Here is a 19,635-nt window from a genome sequence, read left to right on the forward strand (position 1 = left end):
GGGGTAGAGCACAATCCGAAATCTACGATAAAAGGAATCGACAGACCATGCTGAATTATAATATTTGTTTTGTTAAGCGCGGGGATCAGATTTTGCTGCTGAATCGAGCGAAGGCGCCGTGGATGGGATGCTGGAACGGCATCGGCGGTAAGCTGGAGCCGGGGGAGCAGCCGAGAGCCGCAATGGTTCGAGAGTTGGAAGAAGAGACAGGAATCGTCGATTGCTCACTAACATTCAAAGGCATCGTCACGTGGACGAAGAATGGGGCGAACTTCGGCGGCATGTATTTGTATCTTGCGGAAATACCGGAACATATTGAATATGAGACACCGAGATTAACGGTCGAAGGCATTCTGGATTGGAAATCGATCGACTGGATCTTGAACCGATCCAATCAGGGACTTGCGGCTAATATTCCCGAATCGCTGGAACGCATGATGCACGATACGGATTGTTACGAGCACCGTTGCACATATGCCGATGGGCGACTCGTCGAGCAGCATATGCTCCGAATTAGTCCATTGGTTGAAACTGAGCACGGAATGATAACGGCTTTAAATACGCGATGATTCACTTTTTTAGAAAAAAGGATGAGTTGAAGCCATAACCAGTTGTGTATACAAGCCGTTGTATAAGTACGTAAGAGTAAATGAAGAGAGGAGGTCTTGGGGTGGCACGGAAGATTGCTGGAATAATAGGTTGCGCCTTGTTGTTCCCGCTCCTGGTATCGTGCTCACCTGTTGACCATGCTGGACAACCTGTTGTGGACCACCGGATTGAGCCGGCTAAAGTTGAGCAAGTAAAGGCGGAGCAGGAACAAACAGATGATTATCGGGTTAAGATTCATGATGTTCGTGCAGATTTGCCGTTCGATGGCAACTGGTGGCTCGTTCATGAAGGGGTTACGCAGATGACCATCACGGTGGAAGCGGAGAACGCCCAAACAGTGTTATTCTGGATCGCGCCTACGGGAACGGAGACGAGAAAAGAACGCGTATTGATCGGTTACGATGTGGATGAGAGTGATGGATGGTCCTATACATGGGAATTCGGTGATCGGATATTTCATGATCATATCGGAATCGAAGTGTTGGGCATGGATAATCAAACGATGACAACCGCGACAATCAATATACACTCTCCAGCGGGTGAGTCTTAGTGCTCATGGGCAGGGTACAGGTATTTATAACGTATAACGTATAACAACGAAGATAAAACATATGGAGGAAGAAACATATCATGCATACACCATCCAGATCACGAATTGTGGAGCATTTGGTAGAAGGCTTGAAGGGGAAATCACAGGTTGAAGCTGTATGGCTGGAAGGTTCGGATGGAACCGGCCATGCGGACGAATTATCGGATATCGATATCGTGATTCATGTACAGTCCGGATCAGAGGACGAAGTGTTAGAATACGTGGAAGAATTATTGTCGGAGCTGGCCTCTCTGGATATGTCTTATGAAGAGTCGAGTTCTGATCCGCATCGGAGATACAAAGTATTCCATCTAAGGGATACACCCGCCACATTACTGCTGGATGTTAACGTTCAGAGTGGCCGTGAAATGGCTGAGTTCTTGGAAGAGAACGATAGTGAAGTGCCGATGATCCTGTTCGATAAGCACAACTTGGTACAGACCAGCAAAGTGGATTGGGATGAATGGAATAAGCGATTACGAACGCGGCTGTACGATCTGGAGAATACGATCAATCAGAGAGCGAGAGTAGAGAAGTACATAACCAGGAACAAGTTGCTCGAAGCATTGGGCTATTATCACAAATTTATACTGGCACCGTTAATCGAGATATTGAGAATTCGTTATAAACCGATAAATCATGATTATTATATCGTAAGTATTTCGAAACATTTGCCAGCCTCCGTCATTAAGCAATTGGAAGAACTTCATCAAGTATCAACCGTTGAAGATATCCAATCCCACGTGGATGTGGCATATCGGTGGTTTCACGAGGTGCTGAGCGATATCAAGTCGTCTTTTTCCTAATCGGAAGGGAGCCTTTCTATGGATCTTATTTATCCTAAAACGTTGATATCCAACTATCACTTCAGCGGCTTGAGGCCTCCCAGATTGGCGCACTGCAGTCCGTATTCCATTACTATTCGATCCCGATTTCGTCGTCGTGGATTTACGGTATGACGGGTATGGCTTTTTTGCTCGTGCATGACCAGTATTATACCAAGCCGAACGCGGGTCCGCCGGATTCCGAGATCTTTAATCTTGCCCGAAATATCGGACTAGATATTCAGGGGGAGCATCGGTATGCCGAGGGACAGGAGTTAGCGCAGCTTCAGATGGAGATGTGGAATAAAGCCAAGGCAGCCTTGAACCGAGGGGTTCCGGTATTCGCCAAAAATCTGGATATCCAGAATCAAACCTCGATCGTATACGGTTATGACTTGCAGGGCTATTACACCCATTCCTGGCACTCCAGTAACGGTCATGAGAATAGTGATCACGTGATTCCGTGGGATCAGCTCGGATATTCCTATTGTCCTTGCCATTATTGCAGAAGTCGTCACATTCCTGGCTCAAGTCATCCAGATCATTGGAGATTAATCTCGCTGCATTGGGCAGAGCGTATGGCTGCGGTCCATCCACTGCTAGCGCTGAGAGATGCGCTGGAGTATGTCATTCATACGCATGCTCAGGAGTCCATTGAATGGTATCACGATACCTATGTGACTGGACAACATGGATACGCTGGCTGGATTAAGGCTCTGGAAGGCGATGAATTGGAAAAATATCAGTTCAGTCTCACGCTGGAGCCACTTGCCGATGCGAGAACTCACGCCGTACGTTTCCTTGAGGAAGTTAGAACGCTGGACCTCGGCATTTCAGAGACTTTATTGGTTCATGCCCATGAACTATATGCCAAGATAGCTGTAATCTATCAGAAGCTGGTGCAGACCTATCCGTATGAGCAGCCTCGTGAGCTGCTAAATGAAGCGGAACGTGCGGAGGCGGTAAGTCGCATTAAGGAGATTATGCAATATGAAGCAGAAGCGATGTCCGTCCTGAGAGCGCTTTATCAAGAGATCGTAGCGCTGGGCTGAGCAGAGAGGATACTTTATGCGGATGCATTATACAGATGCGGGTATTGATCGTAACCATCTGGAACGAGTGGTGATGGGATGAGTGCGACATTATGGCTGCGTGTAAAAGCTTTTTCACTCGACTATATGTGGATTCTTGCCTATTTGGGTGTGGTCGTGATATTCAGCATGATCATTGTGCCATCGATACAGGAGTTGTTTGCAGGTTCTCTAGTTATTGCTCAACTTGTTGGTTTCTCGATAGTCACCTTACCGGTTTCTCTTTATTTCATTATCAGTGATTCTTCGATTGGCAAACAGTCATTCGGCAAGAAGAAAGTGGGAATTCAAGTCGTAGATGATAAAGGGCTTCCGCTCACCTTCCTCCATGCAACATTTAGAACGATCCTGAAATTCCTGCCTTGGGAATTGTCGCATTATCTAGTGTATCGACTAGTTGATATCGGGGATGGCGCGGTGCCACTTCGATATTACATCATAGGCGGAATGATCTATGGTCTAATGATTACGTATATCGTAACCCCAATCTTCACCAAGAAGAAGAGATCGCTGTATGATATCATAGCCAGAACTCACGTAGTGAAAGTATAATGTCAGTGAAATTGAAGTAACGATTCTATAGTCAGTTGGTGATCACATGACCACAGCGAAGCACCTTCATTTATTATTCGACGAACCGATTATGGAGATAACCGAATTAGATCCGGGTTATTCTGATCACGCGAGTGATGTATGGTTAGTAAAAACGGTGACTCATGAGCGGGTCGTCCGGGCCTCACGCTGGCATCATGAGCCCGATCATGAGTTTTGGCTTGGGTGTAGGGAACTATTCGGCATCGATCCACGGTTTATGATTTATTTTCACAGGAACACACAGATTCTCAACACGATACCGGATATCCCGGCGCCGCACGTATTCGATATCCGTGAACTTGATGGTAGGGAAACGATCATTGTGGAAAGCATGCAGGGCGAGGTTCTTCGGGATTTCATTCATCAGCCGGAGTCATTGCTCTATTCATTTGGGGTGTGGTTAGCCAAGGTTCATCTCATCCAATACGACTGGTATGGGAATGCGGCTGAGACGAAATGCGAAGCTAAGGGGAGGTTTCATCAGGATCTGGCTAGAACAATGAGATTGCTTGTGAATAAGGATTATCAGGCGAACGATGCAATATCTGACCGGCTGGATGAGATGGTCGCTAAAGTTGCGGCGCTCCCGATTCCGGAACATTTTTGCCCGATATTAGTTGATCTGGATCCGTCTCAATTTCTGCAACACCACGGACAAATTCGTGCTATCGTGGATACTGAAGCGTATGTGATCGCACCAAGGGAATTCGATTTTATTAGTCTGGAATATGTGCTCGATTTGGAATCCTCGCGGCACGTTATCGCAGGTTACACCAGCTTGCTTGAAATGCCGGATTTGTCTCTATACCGAGAGGTATATCGATATTTCTATCGACTGCTAGGTGTTCAGGGCCAGGTGGAGTTGGAGCAGTGGATGGCGCAGCAGAGTTATTTTAACGGATGAGGTGGATAAACATGGCCAAGTTGACGGGACAGCAGCAAGTTATCGAGTTCCTGCAGCAGCTGGATCATCCGATGATCGAGGAAATTGATATAGATCTGTGCTTGAAAAAGGAGACATAACGTGAATCATATCATTGATTACTATAATCAGTTTGATGAATGGGGAAGGCTTGACCGGGAGCCGATCGAATATCTTGTGAATGCCCATCATATTATGCGTCTGCTGCCAGAGAAGGGGCACGTCTTGGATAATGGGGCGGGTCCCGGCAAGTATTCGATGGCACTGGCGCAGCGTGGTTACGACGTAACGCTTGCCGATTTGACGCCGAGGCTGGTAGAGATCGCTAAACAGAAGGCAGTAGAGCTAAATCTGGCTGGGCAATTTCAAGGTTTTCATGCTGTGGATGCAAGAGATTTGAGTGTTTTTCCGGACGAACGGTTCGATGCGGCTTTGATGATGGGTCCGCTCTACCATTTGCAGGCGGAGGAAGACCGAAGTGCGGCTGTCCAAGAATTGAATCGCGTGACGAAATCCGGAGCTTATGTGTTCGTGGCGGTTATGACACGGATTCGCCATCTCATTACTTCCATCTCGCATCCACAGCAATGGAAGCCCAACGATAATGTTCACAACATACAAGAGTTCGTTCGAACCGGCCGATTTAACCATACGGATGAGGGGAGATTCACGGGGGCTTTTTATTTTGACATCAACGATGTTTGTCCCTTTATGGAATCACACGGTTTCGAAACCGTGAAATTGATCGGCTCGTCCAGCATAGCGGGGGCGCTTCAAGAAGAACAATTGGGTTACTGGCGTACCCGCGGTGAGGAAGAATTCCAGGAGATCATGAATATCATTTATCGTGAAGCGGAGAATCCGAGCATCCTCGGGGTTTCCTCCCATTTATTATACATAGGCAAACGAAAGTAACATTATAAATCTGTATCTGATCTTGGCCTTGATTGCGCACTGGCCGAACATCCTTCGTCTGGCTCGCGGTGAAGAAAAGCGGTTAGAGCTGATTCGAATAATAAAGAGAGGGAGCTCGCAGGGGTGAGAATCAGGAACAATGCAGATTGGAAGATGGAACGAAGAGTAATGAAGATAACGATTTCAAAAGTCATTACCGTGTGCATTCTATTGCTTGTGATTCTAGCTGCTACCTGTCCAACCGAGGAGGATTACTATCAGTGGTTATCCGCCAATCACGGCATCGAACGAGTGTATACGGAGATGGGGCAAGAATTTTCACGAAATGGACAGATCATAGATTGGAAGTCGCGCGCCATTCGAAGCGCTGGCATATTCATGCGTGTGAAAGATAGGTATGCTCAGAATGATATGAGTCTCGAAATCAGAAGCGTAGGTTTATTAAACATGTTTTTCCAGTATTAAATGGGACAGGGCAGGTGACGCAATGATACACAAAGTGAATCGTTTAAAACCGGAGGATTATGCTGAGCTGTTGGCAGAGAGTTTATCCGAGGGTCATCGGCATATTAGGCGTTTGATCGATGATTACAGCACGGGCCAGAACCGGTTTGAACATCCGGATGAAGCGTTGTTCGAATATCGTATTGATGGAATGCTTACAGGAGTCTGCGGTTTGAATCGTGACCCTTATTCGGATGAGTGCAGCGGTAGAGTTAGACGGATGTATGTGCTAAATGCGTATCGAAGACAAGGCATCGGCAGAGCTTTGTTGGAGGCCGTCATCGATGAGTCCAGCAGACATTATAGGCGACTGGTGCTAAACACAGGCAGTGCGCAAGCGGATTTATTTTATGCACGGTTAGGATTTACGAGGTTAGATAGCCAGGAACATGCCACACATGTGCTGGAGTTTTAATAAGAGCTAGAACCCGCAGTGCTGTTGAGTGGTTGCTGACTGAACACGACTTATCAAATACCTTGAAAAGGTGGTAGTTCCATGAGCCCTGATCATTTTATCATTACAGGTACATCCAAAGGTATCGGTGAGCAACTGGCACAGCTTCTACTTGATGAGGGGCATTACGTGCACGGGATTGCCAGAAACGAATCGAACTTACTCGCTCATCATGAACGGTATCATCACTTTACATATGATCTTGGACATACGTCGGGCCTGGAGACGTTAATGGAGTCAATTCTTACACCGATGGATTTGTCGCAGTCTAAGATGGTGTGCCTGATTAATAATGCTGGCATGGTGGAGCCGTTGAAGCGGATTGAGAGTTGCGACAGCCAACAGATCGAGTTGAACGTACAGATCGGCCTGATCGCGCCAATGATACTAAGTTCAAGTTTTATTCGATACACTTCTCGCTTTTCATTACGAAAAAAGATAATTAACATCTCGTCCGGCTCAGGCAGCCACCCGGCTCCGGGAATGAGTTCATATTGTTCGTCCAAAGCTGGACTGAATATGTTCACTCAATGCGTAGGTTTGGAGCAATCCGCCGCGCCATATCCGGTAGAAATGATCGCGGTAAGTCCCGGAATGGTGGAAACCGACATGCAGCGAACGGCTAGAGCGCAGGATGTGCAGGAGTTTGAGATGGCAGCTGCTTTTCAACAGGCACATGATACAGGATACTTATTATCTACCGAGGAGATCGGATCACATCTAATGGGAATGATTAAGGCTGAATATAGGTCCGGCGAAGTGATGGATTACAATCAGGGATGACACGCCGTTTATTGCATACTTAGCTGATTATTAACTTACCAAGGAGGTATCCCATGTCAACGATCACAGCCCGTTCCATTCAACCGCAGGAGTTGCCGCAACTGCTACAGTTATACAGGCATCTTATCGCCGAAGACCCGGAGCTTGAGTTCAATGACCAGTTAGATGGTCTATGGAGCGAGATGATGAAAGATCCGTACCTCCACATCATCGTGGTGGAGCAGGACGATCGATTAGTTGCTTCATGTGTGTTGAATATTCTGAAGAATCTGACTCGGGGCGCCAGACCCTATGCACTGATTGAGAATGTTGTGACACATGTGGACTACCGACGACAAGGGCTTGGCCGATTGGTCATGAATAAGGCTGTTGAACTAGCCGAGCAGTTGAACTGCTATAAAATCATGCTGCTGACCAGCAGACAGGATGAAGGTGTGCATCAGTTCTATGAAGGGCTCGGGTTCAAACGAGGCGTGAAGACAGGATATGATATGAGATTGTAATCGCTAGGGAAGGGGCATTGCTTCGGATGTCGGAATATTATTGGGACTCCAAGATCGAATATCTGAGAAATACGAGATGGTTATATTACAATGACGATTACCTGGAATTTCTGGTTCAGCGGGTGTGGAAAATAGAGGCCCCTGTAAGGGTGGTTGATTACGGCTGCGGGTATGGATATTTAGGGGCCAAGCTGCTTCCGCTTTTGCCGGAAGGCTCAAGCTACACGGGGATCGATAAAGGCCGGGAACTTTTGCGTGAGGCAGCTGAGCTATTCGGCAACACGTCATATTCCACCATATTTATTCAGGGTGATATTGAACATATGAAGCCTGAACGGCAGTATGACATCGCGATTTGTCATGCTTTTTTATTGCATATGGAGCAACCGATAGACATTCTGCAGCGCATGATCGATAGCGTCGTGGATGGCGGCCGGGTTATCTGCTTCGAACCTCATTGGATTGCCGGTGCGGCCAATCAGGAATTTGGATCCTTCCCGCACTCGGATGGGGTTAATCTCGGCGTTCTGCAGAAGTTGTATGAACTGGACGCCAATCGTAATGGTAGAGACGGTAATATCGGCATGAAGCTTCCCCTTCTCATGAGTCAGCTCGGCTTGCGTGATGTGGCATGCCGAGTGAGTGATAAGGTGAATTTTCTGGATCAGAATATGGAGGCTTCCGCTAAGAAAAGGCTGTTCGACGCGCTTAGGGATGACGGGATTGGCCTTGAGCCTCCGGATGAGAACAACATGATTGACCGCCTCATCGAGAGGGGACTAAGCGAGGAGGAAGCACAGGCGCAATACGCCGCTGAGCTTCAATTGAGCCAGGTTGTTAACGAAGATTCGTGGTTAACCTATGCACCGAACATGAAGATTTCTTACGGTACGGTCGGGGAGCGAAGTTTATGAATACCATGATGACATTGCGCGGTACAAGACTGTATGTCGAAGATCACAATCCGGCGGCGGAAACGGTTCTGCTGTACCTGCACGGGGGGCCAGGAGCTAGCTCCGTTGATTTTGGTTATTATCAGGCAGGGGCGCTTGCCTTCCATATGAGGGTAATTGCACTCGATCAGCGTGGGGTTCTACGGTCAGATCCGCTCAAGGCGAACGAACCCTTCGGCCTGCACGATATTATCGAGGACTGTGAGGCGATCCGAATTCAGCTGGGCATAGAGCAGTGGTACGTACTAGGGCATTCCTTCGGTGCAATGGTTGCGTTTCGTTATGCCTTGCGATACCCGGAATCCGTCACAGGGGTGATCTTCGAAGGCCCGTGCTTCGATGTTCGAAGCTCGATGCGCACTTTGATCAGAGCGGCGGCGACTTATTATGATAGCCAGCGTAATCGGGAAAAGGCCGGGCGCTGCCTGGATTATCTTGAAGGTCAATACACGGCACAGGAATTATGGCATGCCTGGGGGGAAATCGGCAGTGCTCTGGGTATGAGAAAGGACGAAATCTACTTTCGCGGCATTCAGCCGGAGAGCTATCATACACTCGTTGATCGGATTGTCCCTGATTCAGCGATGTGGGAGAAGAATCAACAGCATGTCTTAAAGCTGGAAGAGGAAGGGATGTTCTTTGAGAACTTGATACCTGAACTTCCTGCATTGTCACAACCTTCTATATTGCTTACAGGTCGGCATGATCCGGTATGCAACGAGGAGCAGAGGCAAGCTTATCTCGAGGCGGTTCCGAGCGGAAGTGTTGTTCTATTTGAACGAAGCGGGCATTTTCCGAGATTAGAGGAGCCAGTCAAATATACAGAGGAAGTCGTGAAATTCGTGATCCGACAACACAACGCCTAAGGTTACGTACAACCCTTGATACTTATTAACTAAGATCTCCGCCAATAGTGAATAGCCAACTGTGTGCGGTCCCTTAGTTCAAGCTTGTCAAGAATGATGGACAACGTGTTGCGTACCGTCCCTTCGCTGATGAACAGTTGCTCGGCGATCTCTTTGTTCGAGCAGCCGAGCGCCACGAGTTCCAGAATATCGGTCTCTCGCGGCGTGAGCCCGGACAAATCGTCTTGCTCGGGTGTTGTTAGCGTCTTGAGCACATTGACATCCACAACCGAAGTACCGGAGGCCAATGTCCGCAATTGCTGGGCCATGCTGGTCACTTGCGTGGACTTCAACATATAACCTGCCGCCCCTGCGAGCAGGGCTAAGCGGATGTTCTGCTCATCTTGAAACGTAGTGAGCATCATGATCGTCACCTGCGGCCAGCGCTGTTTAATCTGTCTCGTCGCCTGAATGCCATCCATTCCAGGCATGCGAATATCCATCAGCATGATATCCGGCAACTCTTCGGCACACCGCTGAATCGCTTCTTCACCGTCGGAGGCGATAGCGATTACCTCCATATCCGATTCTCGGGAGAGAAGCAGTCGAAGGCTCTGACAAACTAATGGATCGTCGTCCACGACGATGATTTTCATCTTATTCCCTCCTTCCGGATCGGCAATACGCAGACCAATTGAAAGCCGTGATTGGTGTTGGTCGAGATGGTACCGCCTACAGAGTGTGCTCGCTGTCGTAGATTCCGCAAGCCGATTCCCGACTCATCTGAGGACGTGATAACGCCGTCATTCTCCACGCTCAGCCTGACGATGGAATCGCTCACATCCAGCGATACTTCGACCCGGCTTGCCTGCGAGTGGCGCACGGCATTGGTCAGGGCTTCCTTAAGACAGGATCGCAGAATCATCCACAAGTATACGGCAACTTCGGATGTATCGCCATAGATATGAAGCTGTACCGGTATGGCGTTGAAATTAAGGCAGATGTCTTCGATACCGCTAATCTCCGAGACGTGGACTGGTTTCATGTTGTGCACGGTTTCCCGCAGCTCCTGTGAGCTATTACGCAGGCGCTGCAGTGCCTGCTCGAACATCTCGGTTGCCCCATCGTCTTGTTCTTTCCATAATTGCTCGAAGGCTTGAAATGCAAGCAGGGCAGCTGTTAACTCATGACCGACATCGTCATGCAGCTTCTGCGAAATGCGACTTCGTTCCTTTAGTTCTGCCAGCTGAGCAATTTGAACATTGGCCGCCAGCAGCTCACCTTTTAACATCTCCAACTCGTACCGATCGCGCCGCTCTTGGTCGGCTTCCTCTCGGTAATGGTGGATTCCGGTTTGCCAAGATGATGTGATCTTTCCTAATACTAAGGATTGAAAGTATATGAAATAAAGCGTGACATCGAGTTTGGCATAACCTATACAAGCAGCAATGGTTGGCAGTATCAGCCATAATTGACCGGCCAGCGCTATTTCGAACAGCGGTAGAGCCAACCCCAACCAGGCTTCAGGCCATAGCGGAATGAATAATAGGCATGCGGCCTGATCGATTAACGTGGTCCAGGCGGGCAAGTCGAAGCGCCATCTGGCCAGCGCCATGATCCCCAACAGGAAGATGAGCGTAATTCCTTCACGTGTTCCATCTCCAAATAACCACAGCGTGATCATAAAGCATATAGCAAGTATTCGCCAGATGATGGCGGCTGTCCTGGGAGACCATGAATGAGTGTCTTGTTTCATTGCACCCTCCTGTGAAGTAGCAGTGGTTACACTCCCATCATACCATAAGAGTTAGGCAAGCTTTCTTCTGCTTCCGATCAGCAAGAATGCCAAGGTAAAGAGCAGCAGCATGCCTAGCGGAATGAGATGATCCCCCAATGGGTTATTCTCCGCTGCCATGCTCATCCCCTCATGCAGCCAATACGTCGGAAAGAACATCGCTATTCTCTGTAACAAGTTGGGCATGACTTCGATCGGAAATAAAGTCCCGCCTAGCAAAGCCATGACGAGGACGATCCCCAACATGATGGCAGTCGAGGACTCTGGATGACGGAACAGGGAGCACCAAGCCAATGAGAAGCTTATAGCCGTGATGGAGAACATGCCGTATATCATAAACAGTGCTGCGGCATTCCCTAAGACCCCATCTCCGTGATAGAGCCAGCCGCCGACCGTAATGATCGCACTCTGAGCGATGAGCAGTAGTGCAAAAGCCAATAGGTTCTGAGTCAGGTACTGCAGATGGGTAATCGGTGCGACTCCGATCCGGGTCATGATCTTCTTCTTCCGATCTTCCATGAGGATATGGACCAGCTTGGAAGCGGAGAATAGAAGAAGAATCCCGTAATAGTGAAGACCGATGGGGAGTGCAAACGTCTCTCCCATGGGCAGGAAGATGATTACGATAGGAATTCCGAATAGAAGGATCAGCGTGGGTATGCTGCGAATACTGCGTAAGATCGTATAGGCGAATATCGTCATACGAGCCTTCTCCTTCCGAGCCATGCGCTAATGAGCATGAAACACAGGGCTGCTGCTAACAAGATACCCATACTAATAAAGGCTTCTTGTTTGGAATGGTGATCGAGCATCCCGAAGATGGCCATCTCACCGAGAGACACTGGATTTCCGTAGGATGACATAAAGTCAAAGAAGCTTGTGTTTGGCATCGGGAATATTAATCCGGTCAGAACCATAAAACCTAACCCGATGACTTCGGACAAGCGTTCCGCCAATTTGAAATTGCTGGTGGATAAGGTTAGCGCAACGTGAACGAATTGTGAGAACAGGGAGAAGATGAACAGAACGAGCAGTACCCACGCGAGGGGTCCCCATTCAACGCCGAACACCCAGGTTGTGAATAATACTAAGACGAGTCCTTGCAATGTGCTGAACAAGGAACAGCTAAGAATTAATGAACTTGAATATGTCGTAACGTGGATCGGAAGAGAGTAGATTCTCCATTTTCGCGTCTGGAGCAGATCATCGTTGAGGTAACTCATCAAGTAAGTACCTCCAAAGAATTGAACGCCGATGATCGTGAGCACGGCCGTCCGGTCCAGTGGAGGAACTCCCTCCATCCCTTGGTAAGCGCCAATGACATAGCCGATGACACTAATGATAACGAGGGGGAGAACAACGAGCATAAGCTGACCGACAGGTTCTCTTATTAATCGTAATAATGCGAAGTATGTCATTCTGAATAGAAGCATATCAGGAGTCCTCCTTATCGCGTAATTGCTTGCCGGTCAGTGTAAGAAACACATCCTCCAGTGTCGGCTTCTCAGCTTGAATGGAAATGACGCCACCGGCTTGCTTAGCCAAGGAGAGAATACGATCCAAATTTCCGGATCTCGCTTGGGAGATAATTTCGAGTAATGAACCTTTCAATATCACCTGCTTCACGCCAGGCAATGCCTGAATATTCGCAACCAATACATCCGTTAATTCCACAACTTCCAGCTTAATCTTCTCTTCATGTTGAATATTCGTAACGAGCTCATCCAGGGTTCCCTGAGCGATGACATGGCCTTGATCCAGAATCACGACCCGGGATGCGAGCGATTGAATTTCTTCCATGTAGTGGGTGGTGTAGAGGATGGTGGTCCCTTGTCGCTGCAATTCGCGAACGGATTCCAGGATATGGTTCCTCGACTGCGGATCGATTCCGACCGTAGGCTCATCCATAATCAATAGCTTGGGTCGATGAATGATGGAGCAGGCGATGTTCAGTCTGCGTTTCATGCCCCCCGAGAACTTGCCGGGACGTCGATGGGCTTGGTCGGCGAGACCGACAAACTCGAGCGTCTCCTGTATTTTCAACTTCAGATCAGTACCCTTCAGTCCATAAATCCCGCCGAAAAATGCAAGGTTTTCGCGTGCGGTTAGATCTTCAAATATCGTGATGTCCTGCGTAACCAAGCCAATCTTGCGTTTCGTGTCTAACATCGTTCCTTCTTGCGGTTTGCCGAATAATTCGATGTGGCCTGAATCGATGTTGATTAACCCGGATAAGGCGTGAATGAGCGTCGTTTTGCCTGCACCGTTCGGGCCGAGCAAGCCCAGAATCTCGCCTTCTCTGATCTCCAGATCGACATGGTCCAGGACCCGCTGTTTCTCATAACGTTTGATGATGTTATTCATCCTTGCAATAGCCATGAATCATATCCTCCTATGTTTCAAGCGTTTAATGATATTATGGCAACCCTAGATAGAAAGGAATAGTTACAATTGTAACGATCTAAGGCGGAGTGTTTGTTGAAAAAGCGCGCTGAATACGATAACATCATTGAACTGGCATTGATTGTAATCGGTAAAATAAAGGGGCTATGACAATGACGAGGGTGCTTGTAGTAGACGATGAACGAAGTATCGCGAATGCCGTAGCCTATGCCCTCCGCAGAGAGGGCTATGAGGTTGAGTTGGCGGGAGATGGTCAGGAAGCATTGGAGCGAGTGGCTGCCTTCGATCCGGATGTGATGGTTCTCGATGTGATGATGCCTAAGTTAAGCGGCTATGAGGTATGCAGGAAGCTGGAGAATCAAGCGCGACCGGCTATCCTCTTGCTTACGGTCAAGGACGATATTGTGGACAAGGTGCTCGGACTGGAACTGGGTGCGGACGACTACATGACAAAGCCGTTTGATATGCGCGAGCTGATGGCGAGAGTTAAGGCACTATTCCGAAGAAGCAGTTCGAATAGCTCTTCGGCTGTGTCTACAACTGCAGAGGAGAAGAACATATATCTATCCGGGCTTATCATAAACTTGATCAGTCACACGGTCCACGCAGATGGCAAACAACTGGATTTAACACCTAAGGAATTTGACTTGTTAGCACTGCTGGCGAGGAATCCGGAGCGGGTCTTCTCGCGGGAGGCTTTGCTTGAGCAGGTGTGGGATATGGATTTTGCCGGAGGAACGAGGACAGTGGATATTCATGTACAGCGATTACGCAAGAAACTCGGCCCATTGCAAGATATGATCCAGACGGTGTACGGGATTGGATATAAGAGCAAGGAGATATCAACATGAGGAGACGGCCTCGCATAAGCCTGAAGTGGAAAGTTGCGCTTCTGCTTGCCCTGCTGCTCACTTCCGTGTTGGTGGTGCTTAGCGTACTTGTTCTTGCAGGTATTAGAGAGGACCAGCGGACTCGGTTAGAGCAATCATTCGCCCAAGAAGCGGAGGCAGCTAATCTGCGGGTTCGTCAGGAGTTCCTGCTCGACAGCAAGCTGGAAAGGGATGAATTCCTCACAGAAGCGGGCCAGCGATTAGCCGTTGAACTTGGTTCGCAGAGCGGGTTGCCGGTTACTCTCTATAATCAGGAAGGCGTATTTGTGGGCACTTCTCTTCCATTTCAGCCCAAAATGGACGTGAGCGATGCACTGGCACAGACAGCAGTCGGCCGCTCGGCCTATATAACCGAAGGGGATCAGCTGTTGTATCTTGCTCCGCTCCGCAACACGGAACAATCGATTGGTACGATTCAATTCCATGCTTCCCTTGCAGAACAGCATGCCTTCTATGATCGCATCCAGAGCTTATTCATCGTAACGGGGATTACGGTGCTGGTTGTCGGTTTTCTAATCGGCTTCCTGTATGTGTGGCGTCAAGTGCACGTCATTAGTCGGCTGAACCGAGCCGCACAGCGCATCGGCGAAGGAATATATCTGACTGAACCGACCGTGAAGCGCAGCGATGAGCTGGGCGAGCTGGCCCTTGGCATATTCGAGATGAGCGGAAGAATCTCGTCCTCCGTCAGCCAATTGACGGAAGAGAAGTCGAAGCTGCTAGAGGCGATCGCTCGTCTGCAAGAGCTCGAACAGCAGCAGAAGCAGTTTATCGGGAACATTAGTCATGAATTGAAGACACCGTTGACCTCTATCCTCGCTTATGCGGATTTGCTCGAGATGTACCAGGACGATCCCAAGTTGCTGGAGGAGGCGAGACTCCAGATTGGCCGTGAGGCGCAGCGCTTGTACGGGCTTGTGGAGAAGGCACTGCAGTTATCCGCGATGGATATTTATGAATTCGAGACGAAAGCTGAAGCTGTAGATTTGAAGCCGCTGCTGCAAGAAGCCGTAATGCGTTTGCAGGGGAAGGCGGATCAGCGCGATATCACCATACAAGCGAATTTAACCGAAGGAACCGTATGGGCAGACCCGGAGAATTTAATGCATATGGTTGTGAATCTGCTTGATAACGGGATTAAATACAATAAGCCGGGCGGCTCCGTCATGATGACGAATGAGGTCAGAACCTCCCCGGGGCAACCGGATTCCATGACGATCAAGTTACAAGATACGGGGATTGGCATTCCGGAAGAAGCGCGAGAGCGGGTTTTTGAACCTTTTTACACGGTGAGCGGTGATCGTTCACGTCTTCATGGTGGTACTGGACTGGGGTTGTCGCTTGTGCGCAGTCTGGCGATCAAGCAGAACGGCTCCGTTGAGCTTAAGCAGACCGGACCGAACGGTTCGCTCTTCGTCATTACCTTGCCGGTTCGCGATCCGAATATCGCGCATGATTAAAATCACCGCTAGCAGCTCAGACTTTGAGGAGAAGTCTGAGTTTTTTGTTTACAATGCGATGCACATTGTTTACAAGTTCGTTACAAGCCCGATAAATGATCGAGATATGTGTTTTATATACTGAGTTCAACAGGGAAAGGTGAGCTGGCAGCGAGGGGAAGGCTGCTGTCATGAACTCCTTGGGGGATGAAGGGTAAGGAGGACCTGTTCATGAGACGGAGGATCTTGCAGCAAGGACTGCGGGTAGGGGCTTTGGTGCTGCTCGCTATAGTTGTAACCGCGTGCCAATCACAGGAGAGATTGACGGTGGTAGAATCTGAGGGTGGGACGGAGCAGCAGCCTGCATCGAATGCGGGGGGTGAAACGGGTGAGCGTAAGCTCACGGTGGTGGATCAGCCATCTGGGAAGGCGCCAAGGGAATTAGTGGTTAATCAGGCACGGGGTATCGTTTCTTCGAACATTGAGGAGTGGCTCTCGGAGAATGAAGTCCGGGTTACGACGATTGACATGCTGAAAGAAGCAACGGACACCGAGGAACCAGAATTTCGGTATACCTCGGAGGTCGTGGTACTAAGTACGGGTAAACGTCGTCAGCTAACGAATGAAGAGAGTCAGCGGCCTGAGCATCTTGTGCAAGAAACGCTGTCACCAGATGGACAACACAGCTTCATTCAGACATGGAGAGATAAGTACACGGCGGATAATGCCATCCAGAACCTAAATACTGGTGAGTTGATCCCGGTAACAGGGGATAACTACATGCAGATTGGCGGTTGGTTAGATTCGAACACGTATGTTCTTGCGGCTGGTTCAATGAACGGTAAAGGGGACATCCGCTTGATTCACGTGGACGGAACCTATACGACTCTGGACATCGACGATGAAGACGTGGAGTATTACACCCAGTTCGGGGCAAGCAAGGGACGGATCTACTACACGGATAAACATCATGTGTTGAAGGTTGTAGAACCCGGGCTATCGAAGCCGGTACACCTGATCGACAACGTCTGGAGCTTCGAAATTTCCCCGAACAGTGAATATATCGCCGTATCCACGGCGACCAAATCGGGTGGAGAACAAGGGAGCGAGCTATTGATTTATGACGCTGCCGGCAGTCTTCAGGGGTCGCTGGTCGGTAAGGGAGATCTGATCTCGTATCTTTCCTGGGCACCGGATTCCTCCAAATTAGGGTTTGATGTCTACACCGAGAAAGAGAGTGGTATGAACGGGGTCTATGTCTTTGATACGGCATCCGGCAAGGTAAGCTGGATGGCGCCGTACTATTCAACGGTTCATCCTGCTGCCCATCCTACTTATCCTTTAAGCTGGAGTCCATCTGGCAAGAAACTTGGTATAACGATTGATGATGAGAAAGCACTGATGGTAACACAGGTTATTGAATTTCAGTCATGATATAAAATGAAGGGAATGAAGGATATGAAACAATGGAAAAAATCGATGGTAGCCCTCTCCGTACTTGGCATGACCTTAACCGGAGCAGCTGGAGTCTACGCCGGCGCAAATCTGGAGAAAATCTCGGCATATCTGAACCATGGCATTAGTATTTCGGTTGATGGCTCGATCTATGACAAGGGCAAAGACGTAACGCCGATTACGTATAAGAATTCGACCTATTTGCCGGTGCGTGCCCTGGCTGACGTATTAGATGTGCCGCTGCGTTACGATCCCAAGTACAATCAGGTCATCATCGGCACGCCTCCTGGCCAGGGCGAGGTATCTGAGCGTGTATCCGTGAAGTATAGTGAAGCACAGCTGAAGCAAATCAAGGCTGCTTATGCTCAATTTGATGGATTCAAAACGCCTTATGTCGTCAATCAGATGGTGAAGGGTGATTCTTATGAGAAGGCGGCCGCGTCCAGTGACGGAGTGAACCTGATTTTTAAACACATGACCGTTAACGTGTCCCCACGCGATTATTCCTACAGCTACGATAGTCAGCCGGTAACCCTAACGAATGGTGTCAAAGCCAAGTGGTATACACCTGATGGTACGGATATGCTGACCTTCAAACTCGACGATCGGTTCGTGACCATCAGTTCACCGGACCATAGTCTGACAAAGACGCAGTTGGAGCAAGTTGCCGTCAGCGTTGCTCAATTAAAATAAATAGAGAATATGGAGATATGAGTTAGGTATGAAAAAGCTTGCAGGATCAAATCAATCCTGCAAGCTTTTTGCATTATTGGAAGTTTTGTGGGCAATTATTTCCTGGGTAATTCGACATATATGGTCGGCTGAAGTCGATAAGAAGGAACAGCAAATTTTGCTACTCTTGATCATCATCGTTACGGATGGCGCTGTAACAACAAGTATCCGCTTATGCTAGTTGTTCTTTTACTGAATACAATTTCGAAACCCACATCATGATCAAGCAAGCAGGCTAAGGCCGTGCTGAGCAAACGACCTTCTCGCAGGTTTCGTCTGCACGGCTCAGAGCTTCCAATTACCCTTGCGGATACGATTCTTCGTGCTGAGCCTGAAACCAGGGGGTTACGAGACCAGTAGATTAATACTAAGTCAGGTGAAGGCACTGCATTTACTTGGGCCATAAAGATCACCTCTTTACAAGTAATAGATTCACTATATTAGATGTAATGAAGAAGAAAAATGTGCAGGCCAATAGTAGGAGGAATTCGACAATTGCAATATCCAGTATTTGTAATTCGAGGTATTATGGACGGTATTTGCAGTATTTAGATCTTTATATCGGAGAATAATTTGAGTTTATCCGTTTAGCTCCTTATGTTTAAGTTGTCTGCATAGTAAGCTAGTAGTACATTCAAAATCATAGACTCGAATATGAACGTATAAGCCTACTGATAACCGAAATGGAGACGATATACCCATGATAACTTTACAACCTATCGATAAAGACAATTGGACTCAAAGTATACGATTGAAAGCTAAGACCGAACAACAAAGCTTCATAGCTCCTAATCTGTACTCCATTGCCCAGGTTCAATTTCTGGATAACTTTGAAGCCATGGCGATTTATGATGATACAACGATGGTTGGCTTCACGATGTATGGCAAAGATTCGGATGATGGCCATTACTGGATGTATCGGTTCATGATCGATGCCGATTACCAAGGCAAAGGGTATGGCAAACAAGCGCTGCAACTCGTTATGGAAGCGATACGCAACAAACCGGACCGAACAGATATGATGATGCTGAGCTACGAGCCCGGCAATGAGCTTGGCAGACAGATCTATGCCAAAGCCGGTTTCGAGGAAATCGGGATCACCTCTTGGTCAGAGGGAGAAGTAGTAGCGCAGTATCGTATCCAATAATTTCACAAGACAGAGAGGGGATTTCGATCTGGAAGGAAAAACAGAGGACGAAGGCAGAATACTGATTGTCCAAGACGCAAACAAAGAATCGTTACAACTGGAATTCAAGGCACTTCATGAGATTGCATTAGAGGAGATCAGTTCGGTGCAGAGGCCGGTTTTTGAGGATTTGCGTAGCGGTGTCGCAG

At 48.4% G+C, this 19,635-nt stretch carries 24 protein-coding genes; 19 read left to right on the forward strand and 5 right to left on the reverse strand.

The annotated features are described in order from the left end of the window. Positions 1-47: 47 nt before the first annotated feature. The 13 genes from JCM10914_RS12835 to JCM10914_RS12895 all read left to right on the forward strand — a co-directional run bounded on the left by JCM10914_RS12835 (position 48) and on the right by JCM10914_RS12895 (position 9,607). Positions 48-569, forward strand: a complete 522-nt coding sequence (locus JCM10914_RS12835) for an 8-oxo-dGTP diphosphatase (protein ID WP_023961511.1) — start codon at positions 48-50, stop codon at positions 567-569. Between the two features lie 101 nt (positions 570-670). Next, on the forward strand, positions 671-1,159 hold the full coding sequence (locus JCM10914_RS12840) for a hypothetical protein (RefSeq protein WP_023961513.1): 489 nt from the start codon (positions 671-673) through the stop codon (positions 1,157-1,159). A gap of 80 nt (positions 1,160-1,239) precedes the next feature. Further along, the gene (locus JCM10914_RS12845; protein WP_023961515.1) at positions 1,240-2,004 is read left to right on the forward strand and encodes a nucleotidyltransferase domain-containing protein; all 765 of its coding nucleotides are present in this window, start codon (positions 1,240-1,242) and stop codon (positions 2,002-2,004) included. A gap of 149 nt (positions 2,005-2,153) precedes the next feature. Further along, the gene (locus tag JCM10914_RS12850) at positions 2,154-3,074 is read left to right on the forward strand and encodes a hypothetical protein (protein WP_023961517.1); all 921 of its coding nucleotides are present in this window, start codon (positions 2,154-2,156) and stop codon (positions 3,072-3,074) included. 78 nt (positions 3,075-3,152) lie between these two features. Then, complete coding sequence (locus JCM10914_RS12855) at positions 3,153-3,665, forward strand: RDD family protein (protein WP_023961519.1); 513 nt, start codon at positions 3,153-3,155, stop codon at positions 3,663-3,665. 46 nt (positions 3,666-3,711) lie between these two features. Then, positions 3,712-4,611, forward strand: coding sequence for a phosphotransferase (locus JCM10914_RS12860; protein ID WP_023961521.1), 900 nt, complete (start codon positions 3,712-3,714; stop codon positions 4,609-4,611). Positions 4,612-4,731: 120 nt separating this feature from the next. Next, the gene (locus JCM10914_RS12865) at positions 4,732-5,544 is read left to right on the forward strand and encodes a bifunctional 2-polyprenyl-6-hydroxyphenol methylase/3-demethylubiquinol 3-O-methyltransferase UbiG (RefSeq protein WP_023961523.1); all 813 of its coding nucleotides are present in this window, start codon (positions 4,732-4,734) and stop codon (positions 5,542-5,544) included. Positions 5,545-5,667: 123 nt separating this feature from the next. After that, on the forward strand, positions 5,668-6,009 hold the full coding sequence (locus JCM10914_RS12870; protein ID WP_023961525.1) for a hypothetical protein: 342 nt from the start codon (positions 5,668-5,670) through the stop codon (positions 6,007-6,009). Positions 6,010-6,031: 22 nt separating this feature from the next. Next, complete coding sequence (locus JCM10914_RS12875; RefSeq protein ID WP_023961527.1) at positions 6,032-6,463, forward strand: GNAT family N-acetyltransferase; 432 nt, start codon at positions 6,032-6,034, stop codon at positions 6,461-6,463. A gap of 81 nt (positions 6,464-6,544) precedes the next feature. After that, entirely contained in the window at positions 6,545-7,285 is a 741-nt protein-coding gene (locus tag JCM10914_RS12880) for an SDR family NAD(P)-dependent oxidoreductase (protein WP_023961529.1), read from the forward strand. A gap of 53 nt (positions 7,286-7,338) precedes the next feature. Then, entirely contained in the window at positions 7,339-7,788 is a 450-nt protein-coding gene (locus JCM10914_RS12885; protein ID WP_023961531.1) for a GNAT family N-acetyltransferase, read from the forward strand. A 26-nt stretch (positions 7,789-7,814) separates the two neighbouring features. Further along, the gene (locus JCM10914_RS12890) at positions 7,815-8,702 is read left to right on the forward strand and encodes a methyltransferase domain-containing protein (RefSeq protein ID WP_023961533.1); all 888 of its coding nucleotides are present in this window, start codon (positions 7,815-7,817) and stop codon (positions 8,700-8,702) included. Beyond that, a complete protein-coding gene (locus JCM10914_RS12895; RefSeq protein ID WP_023961534.1) occupies positions 8,699-9,607 on the forward strand; it encodes an alpha/beta fold hydrolase in 909 nt (302 codons plus the stop codon). Before JCM10914_RS12890 ends, JCM10914_RS12895 begins: the two co-directional genes overlap by 4 nt. A 29-nt stretch (positions 9,608-9,636) precedes the next feature. On the opposite strand, the gene JCM10914_RS12900 is transcribed toward JCM10914_RS12895, so the two are convergent. The 5 genes from JCM10914_RS12900 to JCM10914_RS12920 are packed head-to-tail and all read right to left on the reverse strand — an operon-like array spanning position 9,637 to position 13,760. Beyond that, complete coding sequence (locus JCM10914_RS12900; protein ID WP_023961535.1) at positions 9,637-10,242, reverse strand: response regulator transcription factor; 606 nt, start codon at positions 10,240-10,242, stop codon at positions 9,637-9,639. Then, positions 10,239-11,342 (reverse strand): sensor histidine kinase, encoded by a 1,104-nt coding sequence (locus JCM10914_RS12905; protein ID WP_036718047.1) that lies wholly within the window; start codon positions 11,340-11,342, stop codon positions 10,239-10,241. The genes JCM10914_RS12900 and JCM10914_RS12905 overlap by 4 nt, the downstream gene beginning before the upstream one ends. A gap of 51 nt (positions 11,343-11,393) precedes the next feature. Continuing rightward, a complete protein-coding gene (locus JCM10914_RS12910) occupies positions 11,394-12,083 on the reverse strand; it encodes an ABC transporter permease (RefSeq protein WP_023961537.1) in 690 nt (229 codons plus the stop codon). After that, entirely contained in the window at positions 12,080-12,814 is a 735-nt protein-coding gene (locus JCM10914_RS12915; RefSeq protein ID WP_023961538.1) for an ABC transporter permease, read from the reverse strand. The genes JCM10914_RS12910 and JCM10914_RS12915 overlap by 4 nt, the downstream gene beginning before the upstream one ends. 1 nt (position 12,815) lies before the next feature. After that, the gene (locus tag JCM10914_RS12920; RefSeq protein WP_023961539.1) at positions 12,816-13,760 is read right to left on the reverse strand and encodes an ABC transporter ATP-binding protein; all 945 of its coding nucleotides are present in this window, start codon (positions 13,758-13,760) and stop codon (positions 12,816-12,818) included. 176 nt (positions 13,761-13,936) lie between these two features. Here JCM10914_RS12920 and JCM10914_RS12925 point away from each other — a divergent pair, with 176 nt between their 5' ends. The 6 genes from JCM10914_RS12925 to JCM10914_RS12950 all read left to right on the forward strand — a co-directional run bounded on the left by JCM10914_RS12925 (position 13,937) and on the right by JCM10914_RS12950 (position 19,447). Beyond that, a complete protein-coding gene (locus JCM10914_RS12925) occupies positions 13,937-14,635 on the forward strand; it encodes a response regulator transcription factor (RefSeq protein ID WP_023961540.1) in 699 nt (232 codons plus the stop codon). After that, on the forward strand, positions 14,632-16,134 hold the full coding sequence (locus tag JCM10914_RS12930) for a cell wall metabolism sensor histidine kinase WalK (RefSeq protein ID WP_023961541.1): 1,503 nt from the start codon (positions 14,632-14,634) through the stop codon (positions 16,132-16,134). Before JCM10914_RS12925 ends, JCM10914_RS12930 begins: the two co-directional genes overlap by 4 nt. A gap of 210 nt (positions 16,135-16,344) precedes the next feature. Next, entirely contained in the window at positions 16,345-17,547 is a 1,203-nt protein-coding gene (locus JCM10914_RS12935; protein ID WP_023961542.1) for a hypothetical protein, read from the forward strand. A gap of 24 nt (positions 17,548-17,571) precedes the next feature. After that, positions 17,572-18,261, forward strand: a complete 690-nt coding sequence (locus JCM10914_RS12940) for a hypothetical protein (protein WP_036718051.1) — start codon at positions 17,572-17,574, stop codon at positions 18,259-18,261. Positions 18,262-18,289: 28 nt separating this feature from the next. Next, positions 18,290-18,481 carry a hypothetical protein gene (locus JCM10914_RS28870; protein WP_023961544.1) on the forward strand — a complete coding sequence of 64 codons (192 nt, stop codon included), beginning with the start codon at positions 18,290-18,292 and terminating at the stop codon, positions 18,479-18,481. A 519-nt stretch (positions 18,482-19,000) separates the two neighbouring features. Next, positions 19,001-19,447 carry a GNAT family N-acetyltransferase gene (locus tag JCM10914_RS12950; protein WP_023961545.1) on the forward strand — a complete coding sequence of 149 codons (447 nt, stop codon included), beginning with the start codon at positions 19,001-19,003 and terminating at the stop codon, positions 19,445-19,447. The last annotated feature ends 188 nt before the right edge of the window (positions 19,448-19,635 follow it).

Origin of the sequence: Paenibacillus sp. JCM 10914 (assembly GCF_001315105.1) — a bacterium.
Classification (GTDB): Bacteria; Bacillota; Bacilli; order Paenibacillales; family Paenibacillaceae; genus Paenibacillus_AQ.

What these genes read in the sequence shown, in the direction of transcription:
- JCM10914_RS12855 (WP_023961519.1), top strand. Translation starts at nt 3,153, where the DNA reads ATGAGTGCGACATTATGGCTGCGTGTAAAAGCTTTTTCACTCGACTAT.
- JCM10914_RS12920 (WP_023961539.1), bottom strand. Translation starts at nt 13,760, where the DNA reads ATGGCTATTGCAAGGATGAATAACATCATCAAACGTTATGAGAAACAG.
- JCM10914_RS12915 (WP_023961538.1), bottom strand. Translation starts at nt 12,814, where the DNA reads ATGCTTCTATTCAGAATGACATACTTCGCATTATTACGATTAATAAGA.
- JCM10914_RS12845 (WP_023961515.1), top strand. Translation starts at nt 1,240, where the DNA reads ATGCATACACCATCCAGATCACGAATTGTGGAGCATTTGGTAGAAGGC.
- JCM10914_RS12935 (WP_023961542.1), top strand. Translation starts at nt 16,345, where the DNA reads ATGAGACGGAGGATCTTGCAGCAAGGACTGCGGGTAGGGGCTTTGGTG.
- JCM10914_RS12860 (WP_023961521.1), top strand. Translation starts at nt 3,712, where the DNA reads ATGACCACAGCGAAGCACCTTCATTTATTATTCGACGAACCGATTATG.
- JCM10914_RS12895 (WP_023961534.1), top strand. Translation starts at nt 8,699, where the DNA reads ATGAATACCATGATGACATTGCGCGGTACAAGACTGTATGTCGAAGAT.
- JCM10914_RS12885 (WP_023961531.1), top strand. Translation starts at nt 7,339, where the DNA reads ATGTCAACGATCACAGCCCGTTCCATTCAACCGCAGGAGTTGCCGCAA.
- JCM10914_RS12850 (WP_023961517.1), top strand. Translation starts at nt 2,154, where the DNA reads ATGACGGGTATGGCTTTTTTGCTCGTGCATGACCAGTATTATACCAAG.
- JCM10914_RS12950 (WP_023961545.1), top strand. Translation starts at nt 19,001, where the DNA reads ATGATAACTTTACAACCTATCGATAAAGACAATTGGACTCAAAGTATA.
- JCM10914_RS12835 (WP_023961511.1), top strand. Translation starts at nt 48, where the DNA reads ATGCTGAATTATAATATTTGTTTTGTTAAGCGCGGGGATCAGATTTTG.
- JCM10914_RS12925 (WP_023961540.1), top strand. Translation starts at nt 13,937, where the DNA reads ATGACGAGGGTGCTTGTAGTAGACGATGAACGAAGTATCGCGAATGCC.
- JCM10914_RS12930 (WP_023961541.1), top strand. Translation starts at nt 14,632, where the DNA reads ATGAGGAGACGGCCTCGCATAAGCCTGAAGTGGAAAGTTGCGCTTCTG.
- JCM10914_RS12940 (WP_036718051.1), top strand. Translation starts at nt 17,572, where the DNA reads ATGAAACAATGGAAAAAATCGATGGTAGCCCTCTCCGTACTTGGCATG.
- JCM10914_RS28870 (WP_023961544.1), top strand. Translation starts at nt 18,290, where the DNA reads ATGAAAAAGCTTGCAGGATCAAATCAATCCTGCAAGCTTTTTGCATTA.
- JCM10914_RS12890 (WP_023961533.1), top strand. Translation starts at nt 7,815, where the DNA reads ATGTCGGAATATTATTGGGACTCCAAGATCGAATATCTGAGAAATACG.
- JCM10914_RS12905 (WP_036718047.1), bottom strand. Translation starts at nt 11,342, where the DNA reads ATGAAACAAGACACTCATTCATGGTCTCCCAGGACAGCCGCCATCATC.
- JCM10914_RS12880 (WP_023961529.1), top strand. Translation starts at nt 6,545, where the DNA reads ATGAGCCCTGATCATTTTATCATTACAGGTACATCCAAAGGTATCGGT.
- JCM10914_RS12900 (WP_023961535.1), bottom strand. Translation starts at nt 10,242, where the DNA reads ATGAAAATCATCGTCGTGGACGACGATCCATTAGTTTGTCAGAGCCTT.
- JCM10914_RS12875 (WP_023961527.1), top strand. Translation starts at nt 6,032, where the DNA reads ATGATACACAAAGTGAATCGTTTAAAACCGGAGGATTATGCTGAGCTG.
- JCM10914_RS12910 (WP_023961537.1), bottom strand. Translation starts at nt 12,083, where the DNA reads ATGACGATATTCGCCTATACGATCTTACGCAGTATTCGCAGCATACCC.